The sequence below is a fragment of the Kitasatospora sp. NPDC056273 genome (assembly GCF_042268845.1).
GTDB lineage: Bacteria > Actinomycetota > Actinomycetes > Streptomycetales > Streptomycetaceae > Kitasatospora.
The window spans coordinates 162,620-179,950 of record NZ_JBHJSJ010000007.1 but is presented as its reverse complement, the minus strand read 5'-3'; the positions used below and the strand labels follow the sequence as shown (position 1 = coordinate 179,950).

17 protein-coding genes are annotated in these 17,331 nt (G+C 73.1%); 10 read left to right on the top strand and 7 right to left on the bottom strand.

All coding sequences use genetic code 11. The features are described from left to right. Positions 1-95: 95 nt before the first annotated feature. Positions 96-647 (bottom strand): hypothetical protein, encoded by a 552-nt coding sequence (locus tag ACFCY1_RS09435; protein ID WP_375874086.1) that lies wholly within the window; start codon positions 645-647, stop codon positions 96-98. A 120-nt stretch (positions 648-767) separates the two neighbouring features. Then, a complete protein-coding gene (locus tag ACFCY1_RS09430; protein WP_375874085.1) occupies positions 768-1,349 on the bottom strand; it encodes a MarR family winged helix-turn-helix transcriptional regulator in 582 nt (193 codons plus the stop codon). Between the two features lie 144 nt (positions 1,350-1,493). On the opposite strand from ACFCY1_RS09430, the gene ACFCY1_RS09425 reads away from it, so the two are divergent. From ACFCY1_RS09425 to ACFCY1_RS09410, 4 genes are all read left to right on the top strand, one after another. Then, positions 1,494-2,795 carry an MFS transporter gene (locus ACFCY1_RS09425; protein ID WP_234348552.1) on the top strand — a complete coding sequence of 434 codons (1,302 nt, stop codon included), beginning with the start codon at positions 1,494-1,496 and terminating at the stop codon, positions 2,793-2,795. A 188-nt stretch (positions 2,796-2,983) separates the two neighbouring features. Next, on the top strand, positions 2,984-4,606 hold the full coding sequence (locus ACFCY1_RS09420; RefSeq protein ID WP_375874084.1) for a dolichyl-phosphate-mannose--protein mannosyltransferase: 1,623 nt from the start codon (positions 2,984-2,986) through the stop codon (positions 4,604-4,606). Then, positions 4,606-5,394 (top strand): ABC transporter permease, encoded by a 789-nt coding sequence (locus ACFCY1_RS09415; RefSeq protein ID WP_049656025.1) that lies wholly within the window; start codon positions 4,606-4,608, stop codon positions 5,392-5,394. The genes ACFCY1_RS09420 and ACFCY1_RS09415 overlap by 1 nt, the downstream gene beginning before the upstream one ends. Positions 5,395-5,692: 298 nt before the next feature. Next, positions 5,693-6,280, top strand: a complete 588-nt coding sequence (locus ACFCY1_RS09410) for a TMEM165/GDT1 family protein (RefSeq protein ID WP_049656026.1) — start codon at positions 5,693-5,695, stop codon at positions 6,278-6,280. Positions 6,281-6,322: 42 nt separating this feature from the next. On the opposite strand, the gene ACFCY1_RS09405 is transcribed toward ACFCY1_RS09410, so the two are convergent. Then, a complete protein-coding gene (locus tag ACFCY1_RS09405) occupies positions 6,323-7,573 on the bottom strand; it encodes a hypothetical protein (protein ID WP_375874083.1) in 1,251 nt (416 codons plus the stop codon). Between the two features lie 448 nt (positions 7,574-8,021). On the opposite strand from ACFCY1_RS09405, the gene ACFCY1_RS09400 reads away from it, so the two are divergent. Together ACFCY1_RS09400 and ACFCY1_RS09395 are read left to right on the top strand one after the other, a co-directional pair. Then, positions 8,022-10,094, top strand: coding sequence for an MFS transporter (locus tag ACFCY1_RS09400; protein ID WP_181970559.1), 2,073 nt, complete (start codon positions 8,022-8,024; stop codon positions 10,092-10,094). Positions 10,095-10,148: 54 nt separating this feature from the next. Next, on the top strand, positions 10,149-10,628 hold the full coding sequence (locus ACFCY1_RS09395; protein ID WP_049650521.1) for a CYTH domain-containing protein: 480 nt from the start codon (positions 10,149-10,151) through the stop codon (positions 10,626-10,628). Between the two features lie 14 nt (positions 10,629-10,642). Here ACFCY1_RS09395 and ACFCY1_RS09390 read toward each other — a convergent pair whose 3' ends face one another. Beyond that, entirely contained in the window at positions 10,643-11,134 is a 492-nt protein-coding gene (locus tag ACFCY1_RS09390; protein ID WP_181970558.1) for a MarR family winged helix-turn-helix transcriptional regulator, read from the bottom strand. A 47-nt stretch (positions 11,135-11,181) separates the two neighbouring features. On the opposite strand from ACFCY1_RS09390, the gene ACFCY1_RS09385 reads away from it, so the two are divergent. Beyond that, positions 11,182-11,592, top strand: a complete 411-nt coding sequence (locus ACFCY1_RS09385; protein WP_375874082.1) for a cupin domain-containing protein — start codon at positions 11,182-11,184, stop codon at positions 11,590-11,592. A gap of 91 nt (positions 11,593-11,683) precedes the next feature. On the opposite strand, the gene ACFCY1_RS09380 is transcribed toward ACFCY1_RS09385, so the two are convergent. Beyond that, the gene (locus ACFCY1_RS09380; RefSeq protein WP_074000814.1) at positions 11,684-11,872 is read right to left on the bottom strand and encodes a hypothetical protein; all 189 of its coding nucleotides are present in this window, start codon (positions 11,870-11,872) and stop codon (positions 11,684-11,686) included. 176 nt (positions 11,873-12,048) lie between these two features. On the opposite strand from ACFCY1_RS09380, the gene ACFCY1_RS09375 reads away from it, so the two are divergent. After that, positions 12,049-12,372: an antibiotic biosynthesis monooxygenase gene (locus ACFCY1_RS09375; RefSeq protein ID WP_074000815.1), complete on the top strand. Its 324-nt coding sequence runs from the start codon at positions 12,049-12,051 to the stop codon at positions 12,370-12,372. Between the two features lie 73 nt (positions 12,373-12,445). Here the strand turns inward: ACFCY1_RS09375 and ACFCY1_RS09370 are convergent, their stop codons facing one another. Both ACFCY1_RS09370 and ACFCY1_RS09365 read right to left on the bottom strand, forming a co-directional pair. After that, entirely contained in the window at positions 12,446-13,279 is an 834-nt protein-coding gene (locus ACFCY1_RS09370; RefSeq protein ID WP_375874081.1) for a LysR family transcriptional regulator, read from the bottom strand. Positions 13,280-13,430: 151 nt separating this feature from the next. After that, entirely contained in the window at positions 13,431-15,176 is a 1,746-nt protein-coding gene (locus ACFCY1_RS09365; RefSeq protein WP_375874080.1) for a helix-turn-helix domain-containing protein, read from the bottom strand. Between the two features lie 261 nt (positions 15,177-15,437). Between ACFCY1_RS09365 and ACFCY1_RS09360 the strand changes: the two genes are divergently transcribed. Together ACFCY1_RS09360 and ACFCY1_RS09355 are read left to right on the top strand one after the other, a co-directional pair. Then, a complete protein-coding gene (locus ACFCY1_RS09360; RefSeq protein ID WP_117487520.1) occupies positions 15,438-16,370 on the top strand; it encodes an ABC transporter ATP-binding protein in 933 nt (310 codons plus the stop codon). Positions 16,371-16,374: 4 nt separating this feature from the next. Beyond that, on the top strand, positions 16,375-17,247 hold the full coding sequence (locus ACFCY1_RS09355; protein WP_375874079.1) for an ABC transporter permease: 873 nt from the start codon (positions 16,375-16,377) through the stop codon (positions 17,245-17,247). The last annotated feature ends 84 nt before the right edge of the window (positions 17,248-17,331 follow it).

Below are 17,331 nucleotides of genomic sequence, written 5' to 3'. Positions count from 1 at the left end.
GACTGACCGAGGGGCCTGACGGACCCTCGCACCGAACGCGGGCGGCCCCGGACGAGGAATGACCTCGTCCGGGGCCGCCCGCTGTGTCGGGCCGCTCAGATCTTGGCGTAGGTGACCGTGATCGTGGTCGACGAGCTGGTGATCAGCAGGTTGCTCTCGCCCTTCTCGGCGAGGACCGAACCGTCGCCCACCGGGGACACCTCGAAGCCGGCGGCCTTGAGCGCCGCCTGGTACGCGGCGAGGTCGCCGTCGGCGGCCTCGCAGGTGATGAGGTAGCCGCCGGTCGCGCCGTTGACCGTGGTGATCTTCCCGGTGGGGAGCGGGATGTCGGCGGGAAGGTCGGCGGGCCTGGTCTTGCCGTTCTGGACCGCGGTGGCGGGCGCGGTCCCGCCCGCCGCCGGAGCGGACGGAGCGGCGGTCGGGGCACCGGTCGCCGGGGCGGAGGGCGCGGACACCGGGGCGGAGGAGGCGGCGGCCGGGGTCGTCGGAGCGGCCGCCGCGGGGGTGCTCGCGGCGGTGCTCGGGGCGGCGGTGGGCGAACCGTCGCTGTTGCAGGCGGTGAGCCCCAGTCCGGCCGCGACGACGGCGGCGAGCAGGGCGGAGGTGCGCTTGATCTGCATGGTGGAGCCCAATCGGTAACGGAGCATCAGGATCGTTCCAGAGCCAGGCAGATTCTCATATCGAAGGGTTGGAAGCTAACGACTATCCGGCGGGCCGGGATCCTCCGCGTTCCCGGCCCCGGGCTCCTTTGTGTTCCCAGTGCCGGGCTACGCCTGGCCGGGGGTGCGGCCGGGGGCGTCCGGCCGGCTCTCCTCGATCCGCCGCAGCATCCGGCCCAGCATCGCGGAGAGCGCGGCGCGGTCCTCGCCCGCGACGTCCTGGAGCAGCTCCTCCTCGAACACCGCCGCCATCCGCATCGACTCCAGCCACTTGTCCCGACCGGTCTCGGTCAGCTCGATGATCACCCGCACCCGGTTGTTCTCGTCCCGCTCCCGGGTGACCAGGCCGTCGGCCACCATCCGGTCGATCCGGTGCGTCATCGCCGCTGGGGTGAGCCCGAGCCGCTTGGCCAGCTCGCCCGGCCCCAGCTGGTACGGGCTGCCGGCGACCACCAGGGCCTTGAGCACCTCCCACTCGGCGGAGGTGATTCCGAGCACAGTCAGCTGGCGGTCGTACGCCACGCCCATCCGCCGGGAGACCCGGTTGAGGGTCTGCACGATGGTCTCCACCTGGGGGTCGACCGTGGGGAACTCCCGCTGGTAGAGGGCCACTTGCTCGGCGATGCCGAACTCCAGGGGGGTGGCCGGGGCGGGCTTGTCAGCGGCCGGCCGCGGCTTGTCCGTAGTCATGCGGACCAGTGTCGCACGAGCGTGCACTCCTTAAGCCTTTGACTCCGCACTCTTCTGGTGCTAAGACTTTATCTCGTCAAACTTTAGCTCTGAAATCTTCTGGACTTAAGAGTATCCAGTTGAAACCAGGAAGGGATGTGCACGGTGACCGGCACGGTGAAGCAGCAGAGGCAGCGGCGTGGAGCGGGCGGCCCGCTGCGCCGCGTCCAGATCGGCAACGCGCTCAGTGCGTTCGGCAGCGGGTTCACGATGCCGTACATGTTCGTGTACGTGGACCAGGTGCGCGGGCTGGGATCGATGGTCGCCTGGATGGTGTTCACCCTCTTCGCGCTGGCGGCCCTCGCCGTCCTCCCGTTCATCGGCCGCGGCATCGACAAGTACGGCCCCCGCCCGGTGCTGCTGGCCGGTACGGCGCTCGCCGCCACCGGCGCGTTCGCCTTCGGCCACGCCACCGGCACCCCGGCCCTGCTGGTCTCCGCCTTCCTGTTCGGCGCGGGTGTCACCACCTGCCAGCCGGCGCTCGCCACCATGATCGTCCGCTGCTCCACGGCCGCCACCCGCTCGCGTGCCTTCGCGCTCCAGTTCACCCTGGTCAACCTGGGCATGGGCATCGGTGCGCTGGTCGGCGGGCAGATCGTGAACGTGTCCGACCCGGCCAGCCTCACCCGGCTGTTCACCATCGAGGCGGCGACGTTCCTCGGCCTCGCCCTGGTCACCGGCACCGCTCGGATATCCAAGGTCCAGCTGACCGCCGTCCACGAGAAGGCCGACGGCCCGACCGGCCTGCGCGCGCTGGTCGCCGACAAGGCGATGCTGCGGCTCTGCCTGCTCGCCGGGCTGATCTTCTTCACCTGCTACGGTCAGTTCGAGTCCGGTGTCGCGGCCTTCGCGACCTCCACCGTCGGCACCGCGCCCTCCACCCTGGGCTTCGCGATCGGCGCCAACGCGCTGACCATCGTGGTGCTGCAGATGTTCATGGTGCGGATCACCGCGCGCCGCCGCCGCACCACCGCGATGGCCGCGGCCGGCGTGGTCTGGCTCGGTGCCTGGGCGATGGCCCTGGTGGCCGGCCTGATCCGGACGGAGACCATGGCCGCCACGGTCGCCATCGTCTCGATCTACGCCCTCTTCGGCGTCGGCGAGTCGCTGCTCGCGCCCACCATGGGCCCGATCGTCGCGGACCTCGCCCCGGCCCGGCTGCTCGGCACCTACAACGCCGGGTACTCCCTGGTGAAGCAGATCGCGATCGCGGTCGGCCCCGCCGTCGGCGTGCTGCTGGTCGGCTCCGGCGCCTGGCCGCTCTACCTGGCGGCCATGGCGGGCTCCACGGTGCTGATCGTCGTCCTGGCGCTGAGGCTGCGCCCGTACCTCACGCCGGAGCAGGACAACGCGGCCCCGGCCGTGGTCCACGCCGTCCCGGTCCGGGAACTGCAGACCGCCGCGTAGCGGAACGGCCCGCACGGGTGTTCGTCACGGGCGCCGACCAGGTCACCTGGTCGGCGCCCGTCGCGCTTGGCTTCGCGGGCACCGCCACATAGTGTCAGTGGCTGTTGACCGCCCGGCCCCGGCGGGCGCGGCGCGACCCGGGCGGAGCCAGGCCCCGGGCAGAGCAGACAGGCGAAATCGGCGAGGCTATGACGCAAGCGGCGCTCACGCACCCACCGGCGGCCCCGACCTCCGCCGCCCCGGCCCCGGCCCCGCGCGGGGGCCTGGTCCGCTGGGCGGCCGACCGCTCCGGCTGGCTCGGACCGATCGCCGTCGCGCTCTTCGCCGGCCTGCTGCGGTTCTGGAACCTCGGCCACCCCAACGCCTTCGTCTTCGACGAGACGTACTACCCCAAGGACGCCTGGTCGCTGCTCCAGCAGGGCTACGAGGGCACCTGGCCGGACCACGCCAACGCCGACATCCTCTCCGTCCCGCAGTCGATCCCGCTGGGCTCCGCGCCCGAGTTCGTCGCGCACCCGCCGCTCGGCAAGTGGGTGATGGCGACCGGCGAGCAGCTGTTCGGGCTCAACCCCTTCGGCTGGCGGTTCATGACCGCCCTGCTCGGCACCCTCGCCGTGCTGATGCTCGCCCGGATCGGCCGCCGCCTCTTCGGCTCCACCCTGGTCGGCTGCACCGCCGCGCTGCTGATGGCGGTGGACGGCCTCCAGCTGGTGATGAGCCGGGTCGGCCTGCTCGACGGCATCCAGATGTTCTTCGTGCTCGCGTCCTTCGGCAGCCTGCTGGTCGACCGCGACCACGTCCGCGCCAGGCTCGCCGGGGTGGCCGACGCCGACGCCGTCCGGCTCGGCTGGCGCCCCTGGCGGATCGCCGCCGGGGTGTTCGTCGGCGCCGCCTGCGCGGTCAAGTGGAACGGCGCCCCGATCCTCGCCGCCTTCGGCATCCTGACCGTCCTGTGGGACCAGTCCGGCCGCCGCGGGGCCGGCGCCCGCCGCCCTTGGCGCTCCATGCTGCGCCTGGACGCCGTCCCCGCCTTCCTCGCCATGGTCGGCTCCGCCGTGGTGGTGTACGTCGGAGCCTGGAGCGGCTGGCTGGCCACCGGAGGCAGCGGCGCCAACGGCGGGGGCGGCTACGACCGGCACTGGGCCGACGGGCGCGCCGGGCTCTCCCCGGACAGCGTCCTCGGCATCCCGCTGCCGCAGGTCCCGATGGGCTGGGTGCCCGCGCCGCTGCGCAGCCTGTGGCACTACCACGCGCAGATGTACGACTTCAACACCGGCCTGAGCACCCCGCACACCTACCAGTCCAACCCCTTCGCCTGGCTGGTCGACGGCCGTCCGGTCTCGATGTACTGGGAGCAGATCCCGTACGGGCAGCACGGCTGCACCTCCTCGGGCGGCTGCGCGGCGCAGATCCTGGGCCTCGGGACGCCGTTCCTGTGGTGGGCGGCCTGCTTCGCGCTGGTCTACCTGCTGTGGCGCTGGTTCTTCCGGCGGGACTGGCGCTCGGGCGCGGTGCTGTGCGCGGTCGCCGCGATCTACCTGCCCTGGTTCCGCTACCAGGAGCGGACGATCTTCTCCTTCTACATGGTCGTGCTGGTGCCGTTCCTCTGCCTGGCCGTCGCCCAGATGCTCGGGGCGATCCTCGGCCCGGCCGGGTGCAGCCCCGAGCGCCGCCGGATCGGGGCGATCGGGGCCGGGGCGGTCGTGCTCGCGATCGTCGGCTGCTTCGCCTTCTTCTACCCGCTGTACACGGCGGAGGTGATCCCGATGTCGTCCTGGCAGGACCGGATGTGGTTCACCAGCTGGATCTGATGCCGGTGCCGGTTCCGCTGGCGGCGTCGGGCGGCCAGCTGCTGCCGGTCACCCCGGTGCTCGGGGTGGTCACCGCCGTGCTGCTGCTGGCCGCCGTCGCGGTGGCCGGGCGGGGCCTGCTCGGCCACGGGCACGCCGTCCTGCGGGCCGGGCTGCGCGCGGTGGTGCAGCTGGCGGCCGTCGCCGCGGTGATCAGCTGGGTGGTCGGTTCGCTCTGGTGGTCGGCGCTGTTCGTGCTGGTGATGTTCTCGGTCGCGGTGCGCACCGCCGGTCGGCGGATGACCCCGGGCCCGGGCTGGGTCTGGGCGGCCGCCCCGATCGGTGCCGGGGTGCTGCCGGTGCTCGCCCTGCTGCTGGGCGTCGGACTGCTGCCGGCCGAGGGCCTGTCCGTCATCCCGGTCGCGGGCATCCTGATCGGCGGCGCGCTCAGCGCGACCTCGCTGGCCGGGCGGCGGGCCCTGGACGAGCTGCGGCTGCGGCGCGGCGAGGTGGAGGCCGCGCTGGCGCTCGGCTTCGAGGAGCGCGACGCCCGGCTGGAGATCTGCCGGACGGCGGCGGCGACCTCGCTCGTCCCGGCGCTGGACCAGACCCGGACGGTCGGCCTGGTCACCCTGCCCGGGGCGTTCGTCGGGATGCTGCTGGGCGGGTCCTCGCCGGTCCAGGCGGGGGCGGTGCAGCTGTTCGTGCTGATCGGGTTGCTGGCGGTGGAATCGGTGGCGATCGTGGTGGTGCTGGAACTGGTCGGGCGCGGGCTGGTCGCGGTCGAGCCGGACGGGGGCGGCCGGTAGGCGGGGCGGTCCCCGTCGGCCCGTCGTAGGTCACCGTGGGTCGTCGTGGCCCTCGTCGGTCTTCCGAGAGGGGTCGGTTGACGCCGTCGGGTACGCTTGGGGCCGTTGAAGGGGAGTAGCCCTCCACCGGACCGTCGACATACTGGCCCCCAGGGGCCCGGCGCCCGGGGTACCGCTCGATGAACGGTGCCGGCGAGACCTTCGGCCGCAGTGCTGTGACCATGAACCAGTGCTGTCGGGCCGAAGCGTCCCCTGACGGAGCCGCGGCGGCCGGGCAGCCTCCGACCGAGGAAAACCCCTGATGAGTCTCACCGTTGCCGCGTTGACCTTCGGCATCATCTTCCTGGCCGAACTGCCGGACAAGACCGCGCTGGCCAGCCTGGTGCTCGGCACCAAGTACCGCGCGAGCTACGTCTTCGCGGGCATCGCCGCCGCCTTCGCCCTCCAGGTGGGCCTCGCGCTCGCCGCCGGGCACCTGCTCTCGCTGCTGCCGCACCGCTGGGTGGAGGGCGTCACCGGCCTGCTGTTCCTGGTCGGCGCGGCGATGCTGCTGTTCCACGGCGGCGAGGACGAGGACGAGCACGCGGCCAAGGAGCCGTCCTCGAACAGCTTCTGGAAGGTGGCCGGGGCCAGCTTCGTGGTGGTCGCGATCGCCGAGTTCGGCGACCTGACCCAGATCATGACCGCCAACCTGGCCGCCAAGTACGCCGACCCGCTGGCCGTCGGCCTCGGCTCCTGGCTGGCGCTGTGCGCGGTCGGCGGGATCGCCATCGTGGGCGGCCAGAAGCTGCTCAAGTACGTGCCGATGAAGCTGATCATCCGGGTGGCGGCGGCGATCATGGTGGTGCTGGCGGGCATCAGCATCTTCGGGGCGATCACCGGCTGATCCGTCCGTCGTCCGCCGTCCGCCGCGTGTCGCCTGTCGGCCTCAGCAGCTGTTGTGGGCGTCCAGGGCGGCACGGGTGTTGGGGCCGAAGACGCCCCGCTTGTCCCCCTTGACGGCCCACATCCACTGGACGTAGCCGACGGTGTTCACGGTGGTGTCGTCGTACACCCCGGTCACCGGCACGCTCGCCCAGCAGACGACGACGGCGAGCTTCTGCTGGAGGGCGGTCACGTCGGGCCCGCTCATCCCGGACTGCAGCACGCGCGGGGTCGGGGCGGTGGTGGGCGTCGGGGTCGGGGAGGGGGCCGGGGGAACGGTCGGCGTGGGGGCCGGGGCGGGGGGAGCGGCCGGGGCCTCGGTGGTCGGTGCGGCCGTCGGCGGCGGGGTGACCGTCTTCGTCGGGCTCGGCTTGCGGGTGGCGGTGGGCGTCGGGCTGGGCGCCTCGCTGGTCGGCGCCGCCGTGGTCGGAACGGGTGTCGCCAGGGTGGGCGGGTCGACCGGGGCGGGCGCCAGGGTGCTCGTCGGCAGCGGCTGCGCCTGCTTGGCCGGCGGTTCGGCGGAGGGCGTCACCGCGTACGCGACGCCGATGGTGAGCGCGACCAGGGCGGCGCCGATCCCGGCGAGCAGCCCTTTGCGCTGGGCGAGCGGGCGCCGCTCGGCCTGCTCGGCCGCCCGTCTGGCGGCCCGGCCGCCGCCCTCGGGCCCGGGCACGTCCGGGGCCCGGGCGACGTCCGGGCCCTGCCCGGCGCCGGGTGCCTGCCCGAAGGCGAAGAGGCCGATCTCGTTCCCGCCCGGCCCGGCGGGCGGGACCGGCGGCAGCACGGTGGTGGCGTACGCGTCCCCGTGGCCGCCGGGGTGGGCCTCGGGGTAGGCGCCGGGGTAGCCGTCGGCGGCGGGGCCGAACGGGTCCTGCCCGGGGCCGGCCGGGGCCTGTCCCGACCCGAAGGGGGCCTGCGCCGACCCGAAGGGGTCCTGTCCCGGGGCGACGGGCGGCAGCACCGTGGTGGCGTACGCGTCCGCGTCCGGTCCGAGCGGGGGAGCGGCCGGCTGCCCGGGGGCGGACTGCCCCGGGGGGACCGGTGGCAGCACCGTGGTCGCGAACGGGTCCACCACCGGCGCGTTCGGGTGACTCTCGTCGGCTACCTGGTCGGCGGTCTGCGGAACGTACGGGCGGACCAGCGGCGGGCCCTCGACGTGCGGCAGGACGGCGGTCTCGGTGAGGCTCGGGTCCGGGACGCAGCCGCACCCGGTGGAGCGTGCGGTGCCGCACGTCGGGCAGTGCTGGTCCGGCATCGGCCGGTCCTCCTCGGTTTCGCGTCGACTTCGCGGTCGGTCGGTCGTCGGTCAGTCGTCGTTCGTTCAGTCGGTCGATCGTCCGGTGCGCGTTCGGCGCGTGTTCCCGGCGGATCCGGGCGCACGATCGGGCCTGATTATGCAGGACCGTCCGAAGGGGGGACAGGGGCGTCCGTCCCCCGGCGGGGGTGTTGTGCCGGTTGGTGCGGGTTGGCTCCTCCGAGAACGCCCGGAGCGCGGCGGTTGTCCCCGGCGCTTACGCTCGGCTCAACCTGGTGGAACATACCGGGACGAAACCGACCAGCGCGGTGAGCTGGGAGTGATCATCCGCACGGCCCGGCCGACGGGCCCGGGACCCCATGGAGACGCCATGCCCACGGAGACGCCGTGATGCCCGGGGAGACGCCGTGACGCCCCGCGCGGACGCCGTGACGCCCGCGGGGACCCGATGACGGAGCCGCGCACCGCGTCCGGCCGGAGCCCGGCGGGTGAGCCCGGCCCGCCGGCGGTCACCGTCCCCAACCTCTGGGTGCCGATCGGCGCCCTGCTGCTGGCGATGCTGCTCGCGGCCCTCGACCAGACCATCGTCTCCACCGCGCTGCCGACCATCGTCAGCGACCTCGGCGGCCTCGACCACCTCTCCTGGGTGGTCACCGCCTACCTGCTGGCCTCCACCGCCGCGACCCCGCTGTGGGGCAAGCTCGGCGACATGTACGGCCGGAAGCGCTTCTTCCAGGCCTCCATCGTGATCTTCCTGCTCGGCTCGGTGCTGTGCGGGATCGCCCAGAACATGGGCGAGCTGATCGCCTTCCGCGCCCTCCAGGGCCTGGGCGGCGGCGGGCTGATGGTGCTCTCCCAGGCGATCGTCGGCGACCTCGTCGCGCCCCGGGACCGCGGCCGCTACCAGGGCCTCTTCGGCGCCGTCTTCGGCGTCACCAGCGTGCTCGGCCCGCTGCTCGGCGGGGTGTTCGTCGACCACCTCAGCTGGCGCTGGGTGTTCTACATCAACCTCCCGATCGGCATCGTCGCCCTGGTGGTGATCGCCGCGGTGCTGCACGGGATGGAGGTCCGGCGCGAGCACCGGATCGACTACCTGGGCACCGTCCTGATCGCCGCCGTCGCCACCTGCCTGGTGCTGATGACCTCGCTCGGCGGGACCACCTGGGCCTGGACGTCCTGGCAGGTCGTCGGCCTCGGCGTGCTCGGGCTGGTGCTGCTGCTCGCCTTCGTCCAGGTCGAGCGGACGGCCGTGGAGCCGGTGCTGCCGCTGCGGCTGTTCCGCTCGCGGACGTTCAGCCTGGTCGCGGTGATCTCCTTCGTGGTCGGCTTCGCGATGTTCGGCGCGCTGACCTACCTGCCGACCTTCCTCCAGGTGGTCCAGCAGGTCTCGCCCACCATGTCCGGCATCCACATGCTGCCGATGGTGCTCGGCATGCTGCTCACCTCGATCGGCTCCGGCCAGATCGTCGCCCGCACCGGCCACTACCGGATCTTCCCGATCGCCGGGACGGCCGTGACGACCATCGGGCTGCTGCTGCTCTCCCGGCTGGACGAGCACAGCAGCACCGCCGAGATGAGCTTCTACTTCCTGGTCTTCGGCCTCGGGCTGGGACTGGTGATGCAGGTGCTGGTGCTGATCGTGCAGAACTCGGTCGGCTACGAGGACCTCGGCGTGGCCACCGCGGGCGCCACCTTCTTCCGCTCCATCGGGGCCTCCTTCGGCGTCTCCATCTTCGGGACGGTCTTCGCGAGCGGACTGCGCAGCCGGCTCGCCGACGCCCTGGCGGGGGTGCCGCTGCCGCCCGGCTTCCGACCGGAGGTCATCACCTCCGACCCGCGGGTCATCCCCCGGCTGCCGGCCGCCGTCCAGCCGGGCGTCTACCACGCGTACGCCGAGTCGATCACCCGGGTGTTCCTGTACGCGGTGCCGGTCGCGGTGGTCGCCTTCGTGCTGTCGCTGTTCCTGCGCGAACAGAAGCTGCGCTCCACCGTCACCGCTCCGGACCTCAGCGAGTCCATCGGGTTCAACCCGGTCGAGCGCACCTCGCTGGACGAGATCGCCCGCGCCCTCTCGGTGCTGAACAGCCGCGAGGCCCGGCGCGACCTCTTCCGGCGGATCACCGAGACCGCCGGGCTGGACCTGCGGCCCGCCTCCAGCTGGCTGCTCCTCCAGATGCACCAGCACGGCTCGGTCGAGCCGGCCGAACTGGCCGAGCGGCGGATCGTCCCGGTCTCGGTGATCGAGGAGGCCGTCCGGGAGGTGGAGGGCCGGGGGCTGGCGGCGAGGGCCGGCGGGCTGCCGCTGCGGCTCACCGAACCGGGGGAGGAGGCGGCGCTGCGGCTGGTCGCCGCCCGGCGCACCCAGCTCGCCGAACTGCTGGGGGACTGGGACGAGCAGCGGTACGCCGAGCTCGCCGGGGTCCTGAACCGGCTCAGCTCCTCGCTCTGCGCGGACCGGCGCGACCGTCCGGACCCGTCGGGGCCGCAGGGGCCGTACCGTGGGGAGGGGCGGTCGTTCTGACCGTCCGTTCGTCCGTCTGCCCGTGGGGCGTGACCGGGGAAGGGGTGGTGCGGCGTGCCGCTCGAGATCGAGCGCAAGTTCCTGCTGGAGGCCTTCGAGCCGCCGGAGACGGCGGTGCGGCAGCACATCGAGCAGGGGTACATCGCGATCAAGGACGACGGGACGGAGGTGCGGCTGCGGCGGATCGGCGGCAGCTGCGTCCTCGGCGTCAAGCGCAAGGCGTCCGGCGCCGGTTCCCCGGTGCGGATCGAGGTGGAACGCGAGCTGGGGGAACAGGAGTTCACCGAACTCTGGCCGGCCACCGAGGGCGCGCGGCTGGTCAAGGAGCGCTACACCTTCGACGCGTCCGGCGTCACGGTCTACGCGGACGTCTACCAGGGGGAGTTGGCCGGACTGCGCACCGTCGAGGTCGAGTTCGGCTCGGAGGCCGAGGCGGCGGCGTTCTCGGCGCCGGAGTGGTTCGGCGCCGAGATCACCGGCGTGAAGGCGTACAAGAACCAGACCCTGGCGACCGGCGGTCTGCCCAACTCCTGAGACCGGTAACGGGGTTACGGTGCCCCGAACCAGCGCGGGGTGTCGAGGCGGAACGGGTCGCCGGGGGCGAGCCGGCGCAGGCCGTCCTCCAGCTGGCGCAGCTGCTCCTCGCCCAGGGCCGCCGACCACTCCTCGCGCAGCTCGTCGAAGATCCGGGCCGAGCGGAGCAGGCAGTCCACCCCGCGTGCGGTGAGCCGGACCAGCTTGCGCCGGGTGTCGGCCGGGTCGGCGGCCCGCTCGACGTAGCCGAGCTGCTCCAGGCCGTCGATGGTCTTGCCCGCGGCCTGCTTGGTGACGCCGAGGCGGCGGCCGAGCTCGGTGGCGGTGGTGCCGTGCGGTCCGATCGCCTGGAAGACGAAGCCGTGCATCGGGCGCAGGTCGGGGTGGCCTTCGCGGGCGATGCGCTCGTGCAGCTCGTCGATGATCGTCCGGAAGGCGAGCAGCAGGCGCAGCGGTAGCTCAAAGCCGGGCGGAGACGGTTCACTTGACACGATAGACAACCTCATTGACCATATAGACAACTTCATTGTCCATCTTAGGGGGTTCCCTCGCCATGCCCGTCATCCGCCGGACCGACGCCCGCCGCACCGAGACCCCGAACGCCGTCATGACCACCTACGCCTCGCCCACCCAGGGCGCCACCTCCCTCGCCGTCTGGCACGTCGACATGACCGCCGGCGCCCGGGGCCCGCTGCACGCCATGGACACCGAGCAGGTCTGGACACTCCTCACCGGCACCGCCCGGGTCGACCTGGCGGGGGAGGCCTTCACCCTCGCCGCTGGAGACACCGCCGCCCTCCCCGCCGACACCGTCCGGCAGATCGCCACCGACACCGGCTTCACCGCCGTCGTCGCCTCCCCGTCCCCCGCCCACGCCTACAACCCCGACGCCGTCACCCCGCCCGACGCCTGCGCCCTCGCCCCGTGCGACGACCAGCGCGTCCTCCCGCCGTGGATCGCCTGAGCCCGATGCGGACGGGTGTGGGGATGGGGGCGGGGACGGGGACGGGGGCGGCCGAGGACTCGCCCCGGCCGTCCCCGCTCGACAGCCGCCGCTACCGCTGGCCCTCGATGTCGTTCCCCTGGTCGTCCACGTTCTGCTGACCCTGCTGCTGGGCCTGTTGTTGGGCCTGCGAGGCCTTCTGCTGGGCCTCGTCCTGTTGCGGTTGCCCGCTTCCGATGCGCTGCTTGGCCTCTTCCTCGGCCTGCTGGGCCTTGTCCCGGAACTTGTCGCCGATACCCATGACCGTTCCCCTGTCCCTCGGGTTCTGGGCTCTACCTCCAGGCTTCCACCCGGGCCCGGTCCCTGCACGTCGACGCCCCACTACCCGCCGTGACCGCCGGTGCCTCCGAACGGTCCGGCCGTGAGGTGTAGCAGACTGCTCCCCGTAAGCAGTCACCGGAGCAGAAGGAGTGCGCCATGTCCGTCGTCAAGATCAACGTCCTGACGGTGCCGGCCGAGCAGCGCGAGGTGCTGGAGCAGCGCTTCGCCTCCCGGGCCGGCGCGGTGGAGAACTCGGACGGCTTCGAGTGGTTCGAGCTCCTCCGCCCCGTCGAGGGCACCGACCAGTACCTCGTCTACACCCGCTGGCGCAGCGAGGAGGACTTCAAGGCCTGGATGGAGGGCCCCATGAAGGCCGCCCACCAGAACGGCCCCGCCGGCGAGGCCCCCAAGCGCCCCGCCGCCTCCGGCTCCACCCTCTGGTCCTTCGAGGTCGTCCAGTCGGCGGGCCCCAAGGCCTGACGTCCGTACGGCAGTTGCGCGCCCCGGGGTTCAAGGAACCCCGGGGCGCGCTGCTGTGTGCGGGGGCGGGCGGTCAGGTGGGGAAGGGGGTGTGGTGGGTGGGCCAGAGGAGGCGGAGGTGGAGGGGTGGGGGGTTGAGGGGGAGGCGGGTGAGGGTGCCGGCGGTGAGGTGGGTGTGGACGGCGTGGGTGGGGAGGAGGGCGATGCCGAGGCCCTGTTCGGCGCAGGCGCGGGTGGTGGGGACGGTGCCGGTGTGGAGGCGTCGGACGTGGTGGCCGAGGAGGCGTTCGCCGGCGAGGTGGTAGGAGCAGGCGGGGGTGTCGACGAGGAGGCGGTGGCCGCGGAGGAGTTCGGGGGTGAGGGCGGTGGGGCGGGCGAGCGGGTGGGTGGGGGCGGCGACCAGGGTGAGGGGGACGGTCTGGAGGTCGAGGTGGTCGAGCGGGGCGGGCGGCAGGGGGAAGCCGAGGGCGCCGAGCGGGCCGGGGGCGTCGAGGACGAGGGCCGCTTCCAGGGCTCCGGCGGCGACGCCGTCGAGCAGGACGTCCCGGGTGGCGTCAGTGTGGAGGGAGATGTCCAGGTCGGGGCGGTGGTCGGTGAGGCGGGCCAGGACGGCCGGGAGGTGGGTGGCGGTGACGGCGGCCAGGACACCGAGGCGCAGGCGGGTCCGGGTGACGGCGACTTCGCGGCGGGCCTGGTCGGCCTGGTCGAGGAGTCGGCGGGACCAGGGCAGGAGGCGTTCCCCGGCCGGAGTGAGGGTCAGGTCGTGCCCGGCCCGGTCGAACAGGTCGGTGCCGAGGCTGTGTTCGAGGATGCGGACCTGTTCGGAGACGGAGGCCGGGGCGAGTCCGAGCGCCATGGCCGCGCCGGTGACGGTGCGGTGGGCGACGAGGGCCTCGAAGACGCGCAACTGACGTAGTTCCACTGGTTTCCCCGGTTCCCCCGAAGGTCCGTACGGTGCCTGTGCGAGTGCTGCGGGACAGGGTACGGGGGGTGTACCGGGGGCGGACGGGGATTCCGGTCGGTTCGGTGGTTTCGGCGGACCGCGTTCGGCCCGGGGTTCAGGCTCCCGCGGCGAGTCTGGGCAGCAGGGTGGCTCGGTCGGGGTCCGTCGCGGCGTCGGGGGGGAAGCCGGTCCAGGTGTTCAGCGATCGGCGGATGGCCTGGGCCGCGGTGAAGGACCGCTGCCGGTTGGCCGCTCCGACGGCGTCCCGCAGGTTCGCGGACTCCCGTGCGAGCCAGGCCCGGGCGTCCTGGGCGTGGCTGAAGGGGAGTGCCCTCGCCGGTGGCGCGGGCCGGGGCTGCGGCGTGCGGGCGGTCGAGGACGCGACCAGGTGGGCGGCGAGTGCGGAGGTGTGTCCGTACCAGGCGAGCAGGCGCCGGACGGACTGCTCCCGCTCGTGTTCCGGCTCCTCCGCCGCGGCGCGTTCGGCTGCGTAGAGGCGGACCAGGGCGGGGAAGCGGTACCGGTCGGGTTCGGGTGATTCGACCAGGTGCTCGTGGACGAGGGCCGCCAGGTCGGCCCGGAGCCGGTGGAGGGCCTTCGCGGTGTGGCCGGCGTCGGCCATCTCCGCGGCCGCGCGCAGGCTGAGATCCGGTCCGCAGTGGAGGCTCAGCAGGCGGAACAGCCGGGCGGAGCGCTCGGGCAGCCGGAGGTACGACCAGGACAGGGTGGTCCGGATGCCGACCGAGGGGTCGTCGGGGCTGTCGAAGAGGTCGAGCGGGTCGGTCTCGACCGCTTCCGCCAGGTGGGCCAGGACGGTTCCGGGGTGTCCCGCGAGGCGCTCCCCGATGATCCGGACGGCGAGGGGGAGTCCGGCGCACCGCTCGGCGAGTTCGACGAGCTCGACGAGGGCCTCCGGGGCGGCGGAGACGGATGCGGCGCCGATGATCGAGGTGAGCAGCCGGACGGCGTCGTGGTCGGGCAGCCGGCCGAGTCCGACCGGGCGGGCGCCGTCCTTGACCGTGAGTCCGGTCAGGTGGGCCCGGGCGGTCACCACGACCGCGCAGGACGGCGAGTTCGGCAGGAGGGGGCGTACCTGTTCGGCGGACCGGGCGTTGTCGAGGAGGATGAGGAGGCTCTTGCCGGCCACGGTCGACCGGTACAGCGCCGCCAGTTCGGCGCCGGACTCGGGCAGGGCGGACTGCTGGATGCCGAGTGCGCGCAGGAAGCTCCGCAGGACGGTGGCGGGCCGCAGCGGTTCGCTCGCGTCGCGCCCGTGCAGGTCCACGTAGAGCTGGCCGTCCGGGAACCGGTCGGCCACCCGGTGGGCCCAGTGCACCGCGAGCGCGGACTTCCCGGCACCCGCGGCGCCGAACAGCTGGACGACCTTGCCCCGGCCCATCCGCTGCCGTGGCGACAGCAGGAGTTCGTCGTCGCACTGTCGAAGCGCTTCCTGGCGGCCGGTGAAGTGAGCGATGTCCGGGGGGAGTTGAGCGGGTCGCGGCAGGGCGGTCGCGGGGTACGCGGGCTCTGGTCCGGTCGCGGCGGCCAAGTGCGGCAGGGCGGTCGGGTGCGACGGAGCCTGCGGGGCCGGGACCGGGGTCTGGGGCCGGGGGTGGCCGGGCAGGTCCGGCGGCAGGTCGTGCCCCGGTCGCCGGCGGGTCAGGGCGACGACCGTCGTGGCGTCCAGCCCCAGGGCTGCCGCAAGCTGCTCCAGCGACCTGCGGTAGGGCTGCCGACTGCGGCCCGTCTCGATGTCCCTGATGGTTCGTATGCTCAGGTCGGACCGGGTCGCCAGGTCCTCCTGGGTGAGTCCGGCGCGTAGGCGCCAATGCCGGATGAGTGCCCCAGTCTCACTGGACATCAAGAATCCCCCGTGATCGATACATGTCACACCTGGCCGACTTCCTCCAGGTCGGCCCCGCACCCCCGGCGGCCCCCCGTCGAGTGATCGAGCATTCGTTCGGATCTAAAGCTAGCTTACGAACTCACGGTGGCGGCCGTGAACGGGCACGTTCGCCGTCGTGGGGCCGCCGACAGTCCTTCTCAGGTTCGATGTTCCGCCGGTGAAGTTCCGGCAGGCTGCTCCGTGTACAGGAAGTGACGATCCGCAACGGGGCAACGAATGATAACCACAACAAACCTGACGAAGCGTTACGGGAATTCCGTCGCGCTCGACGGACTCTCGGTCGAGGTGAAACCCGGCCGGGTGACCGGGTTCCTGGGCCCGAACGGAGCCGGAAAGTCGACCACGCTGCGGCTGGTCCTCGGCCTCGACACGCCCACCGCCGGATCGGCGGTCATCGACGGCCGCCCCTACCGGGAGCTGCGCCGCCCGCTCCACCGGGTCGGTGCGCTGCTCGACGCCGGTGCCGTCCCCGGGGCCCTGAGCGGCTACCACCACCTGGCGGCGCTCGCCCGCAGCAACGGCATCGGCCGCGCGCGGGTGCACGCGGTCCTCGAAGAGGTCGGGCTGGCCTCGGCCGCCCGCAAACGGACGGCCGGCTACTCCCTGGGCATGAAGCAGCGCCTCGGCATCGCCGCCGCCCTGCTCGGTGACCCGCCCGTGCTCATCTTCGACGAGCCCGTCAACGGCCTGGACCCCGAAGGCATCCGTTGGATCAGGATGCTGTTCCGCCGGCTCGCCGCCGACGGGCGGACCGTTCTCGTCTCCAGTCACGTGATGAGCGAGATGGAGAACACCGCCGACCACCTGATCGTCATCGGCCGGGGCCGCCTGATCGCCGACACCGGGATGGCGGACTTCATCAGGCAGGGCTCCAGCGGGAGTTCCGTCACCGTCCGGACGCCGCAGGGCGCGGACCTCGAAGCGGCCCTCGCCGCGGCCGGCGCCCGCACCCGTGTCCTCGCGGACGGGGCGATCGAGGTGCTCGGACTGCCCGCCCCCCGGATCGGGGACCTCGCCCTCGCCCGGCAGATCGCGATCCACGAACTCACCCCGCGCTCGGCCAGCCTGGAGGAGGCCTTCATGGACCTCGCCTCGGCCGAGGCCGAGCACACCAGTCACCCGGCCGCCGGCGCAGAACAGGACAACTGAGACCATGACCACTGACAGTCCGGCGGTCCGCGAGCCCGCCGCAGGCCCGCTCGCCGCCACCGGCCCGCTCGCCGAAGGCCCGCTCGCCACCCGTGACAGCCGCTGGAAGCGCGCCGTCGACCTGCTCGCCGCCGAATGGATCAAGCTGAGCGGGGCCCGGTCGACCTGGCTGATCGTCGCCCTCGGGCTGCTGGGCTCCATCGGGAGCGCACTGCTGTACAACAACTCCACGGTGGGCAAGTGGGACGGCTGGGAGCCGGCCGAGCGCGCCGCCTTCGACCCGCTGGCCGCCTCCTTCAGCGGCTTCGCCCTGCTCCAACTCGCCCTGACGGCGGTCGGTGCCCTCACCATGGGCCGGGAGTACTCCAGCGGACTGATCCGGACGACCTTCACCGCCGCCCCGGCCCGCCGCGCCGTACTCGCGGCCAAGGCCGCGACGGTCGGCGCCCTCGCGGCGGGGGTCGGCCTCGCTGCCTCCCTGACGACGTTCACCGTCAGCCAGGCCATGTTCGCGGAGAAGCACTTCGGCCTCTCCCTCGGTTCACCGGGCGCCCTGCGCGCGATCCTCGCGAGCTCGCTGCACCTCGCCGGGGTCACCCTGGTCGGACTGGCCCTGGCCGCCCTGCTCCGGCACGGTGCGGGCGCCGTCACCGCGTGCTTCGGATTCCTCTTCCTGGCGCCGGTCTTCCTGCAGGGTGACCGCGGCTGGCTCCTGCGCGTCCACCAGTCCCTGATGGACAGCGCGGTCCGCCACCTCACCGTCGGTCACGTGGAGCGTCACGGCCCCTCCACCCCGGGGGCCTGGGCCGTCCTCGTGATCACCCCGCTCGTCCTGCTCTCGGTGGCGGCGGTGGTGATCGACCGCAGGGACGTCTGACCCGGCGCCGGCCCCCGGGCTCCAGACGCCGGTCCCCGGTCCCCGGCGCCGCTTCGGACCCGGGGACCCGGCCAGGACTTGGGG

Bases quoted from the DNA above. Each gene is read 5' to 3' on its own strand.
- ACFCY1_RS09415 (WP_049656025.1), top strand. From the start codon at position 4,606: ATGCCGGTGCCGGTTCCGCTGGCGGCGTCGGGCGGCCAGCTGCTGCCG.
- ACFCY1_RS09400 (WP_181970559.1), top strand. From the start codon at position 8,022: ATGACGGAGCCGCGCACCGCGTCCGGCCGGAGCCCGGCGGGTGAGCCC.
- ACFCY1_RS09405 (WP_375874083.1), bottom strand. From the start codon at position 7,573: ATGCCGGACCAGCACTGCCCGACGTGCGGCACCGCACGCTCCACCGGG.
- ACFCY1_RS09380 (WP_074000814.1), bottom strand. From the start codon at position 11,872: ATGGGTATCGGCGACAAGTTCCGGGACAAGGCCCAGCAGGCCGAGGAA.
- ACFCY1_RS09390 (WP_181970558.1), bottom strand. From the start codon at position 11,134: ATGAGGTTGTCTATCGTGTCAAGTGAACCGTCTCCGCCCGGCTTTGAG.
- ACFCY1_RS09365 (WP_375874080.1), bottom strand. From the start codon at position 15,176: ATGTCCAGTGAGACTGGGGCACTCATCCGGCATTGGCGCCTACGCGCC.
- ACFCY1_RS09360 (WP_117487520.1), top strand. From the start codon at position 15,438: ATGATAACCACAACAAACCTGACGAAGCGTTACGGGAATTCCGTCGCG.
- ACFCY1_RS09385 (WP_375874082.1), top strand. From the start codon at position 11,182: ATGCCCGTCATCCGCCGGACCGACGCCCGCCGCACCGAGACCCCGAAC.
- ACFCY1_RS09420 (WP_375874084.1), top strand. From the start codon at position 2,984: ATGACGCAAGCGGCGCTCACGCACCCACCGGCGGCCCCGACCTCCGCC.
- ACFCY1_RS09355 (WP_375874079.1), top strand. From the start codon at position 16,375: ATGACCACTGACAGTCCGGCGGTCCGCGAGCCCGCCGCAGGCCCGCTC.
- ACFCY1_RS09435 (WP_375874086.1), bottom strand. From the start codon at position 647: ATGCTCCGTTACCGATTGGGCTCCACCATGCAGATCAAGCGCACCTCC.
- ACFCY1_RS09375 (WP_074000815.1), top strand. From the start codon at position 12,049: ATGTCCGTCGTCAAGATCAACGTCCTGACGGTGCCGGCCGAGCAGCGC.
- ACFCY1_RS09430 (WP_375874085.1), bottom strand. From the start codon at position 1,349: ATGACTACGGACAAGCCGCGGCCGGCCGCTGACAAGCCCGCCCCGGCC.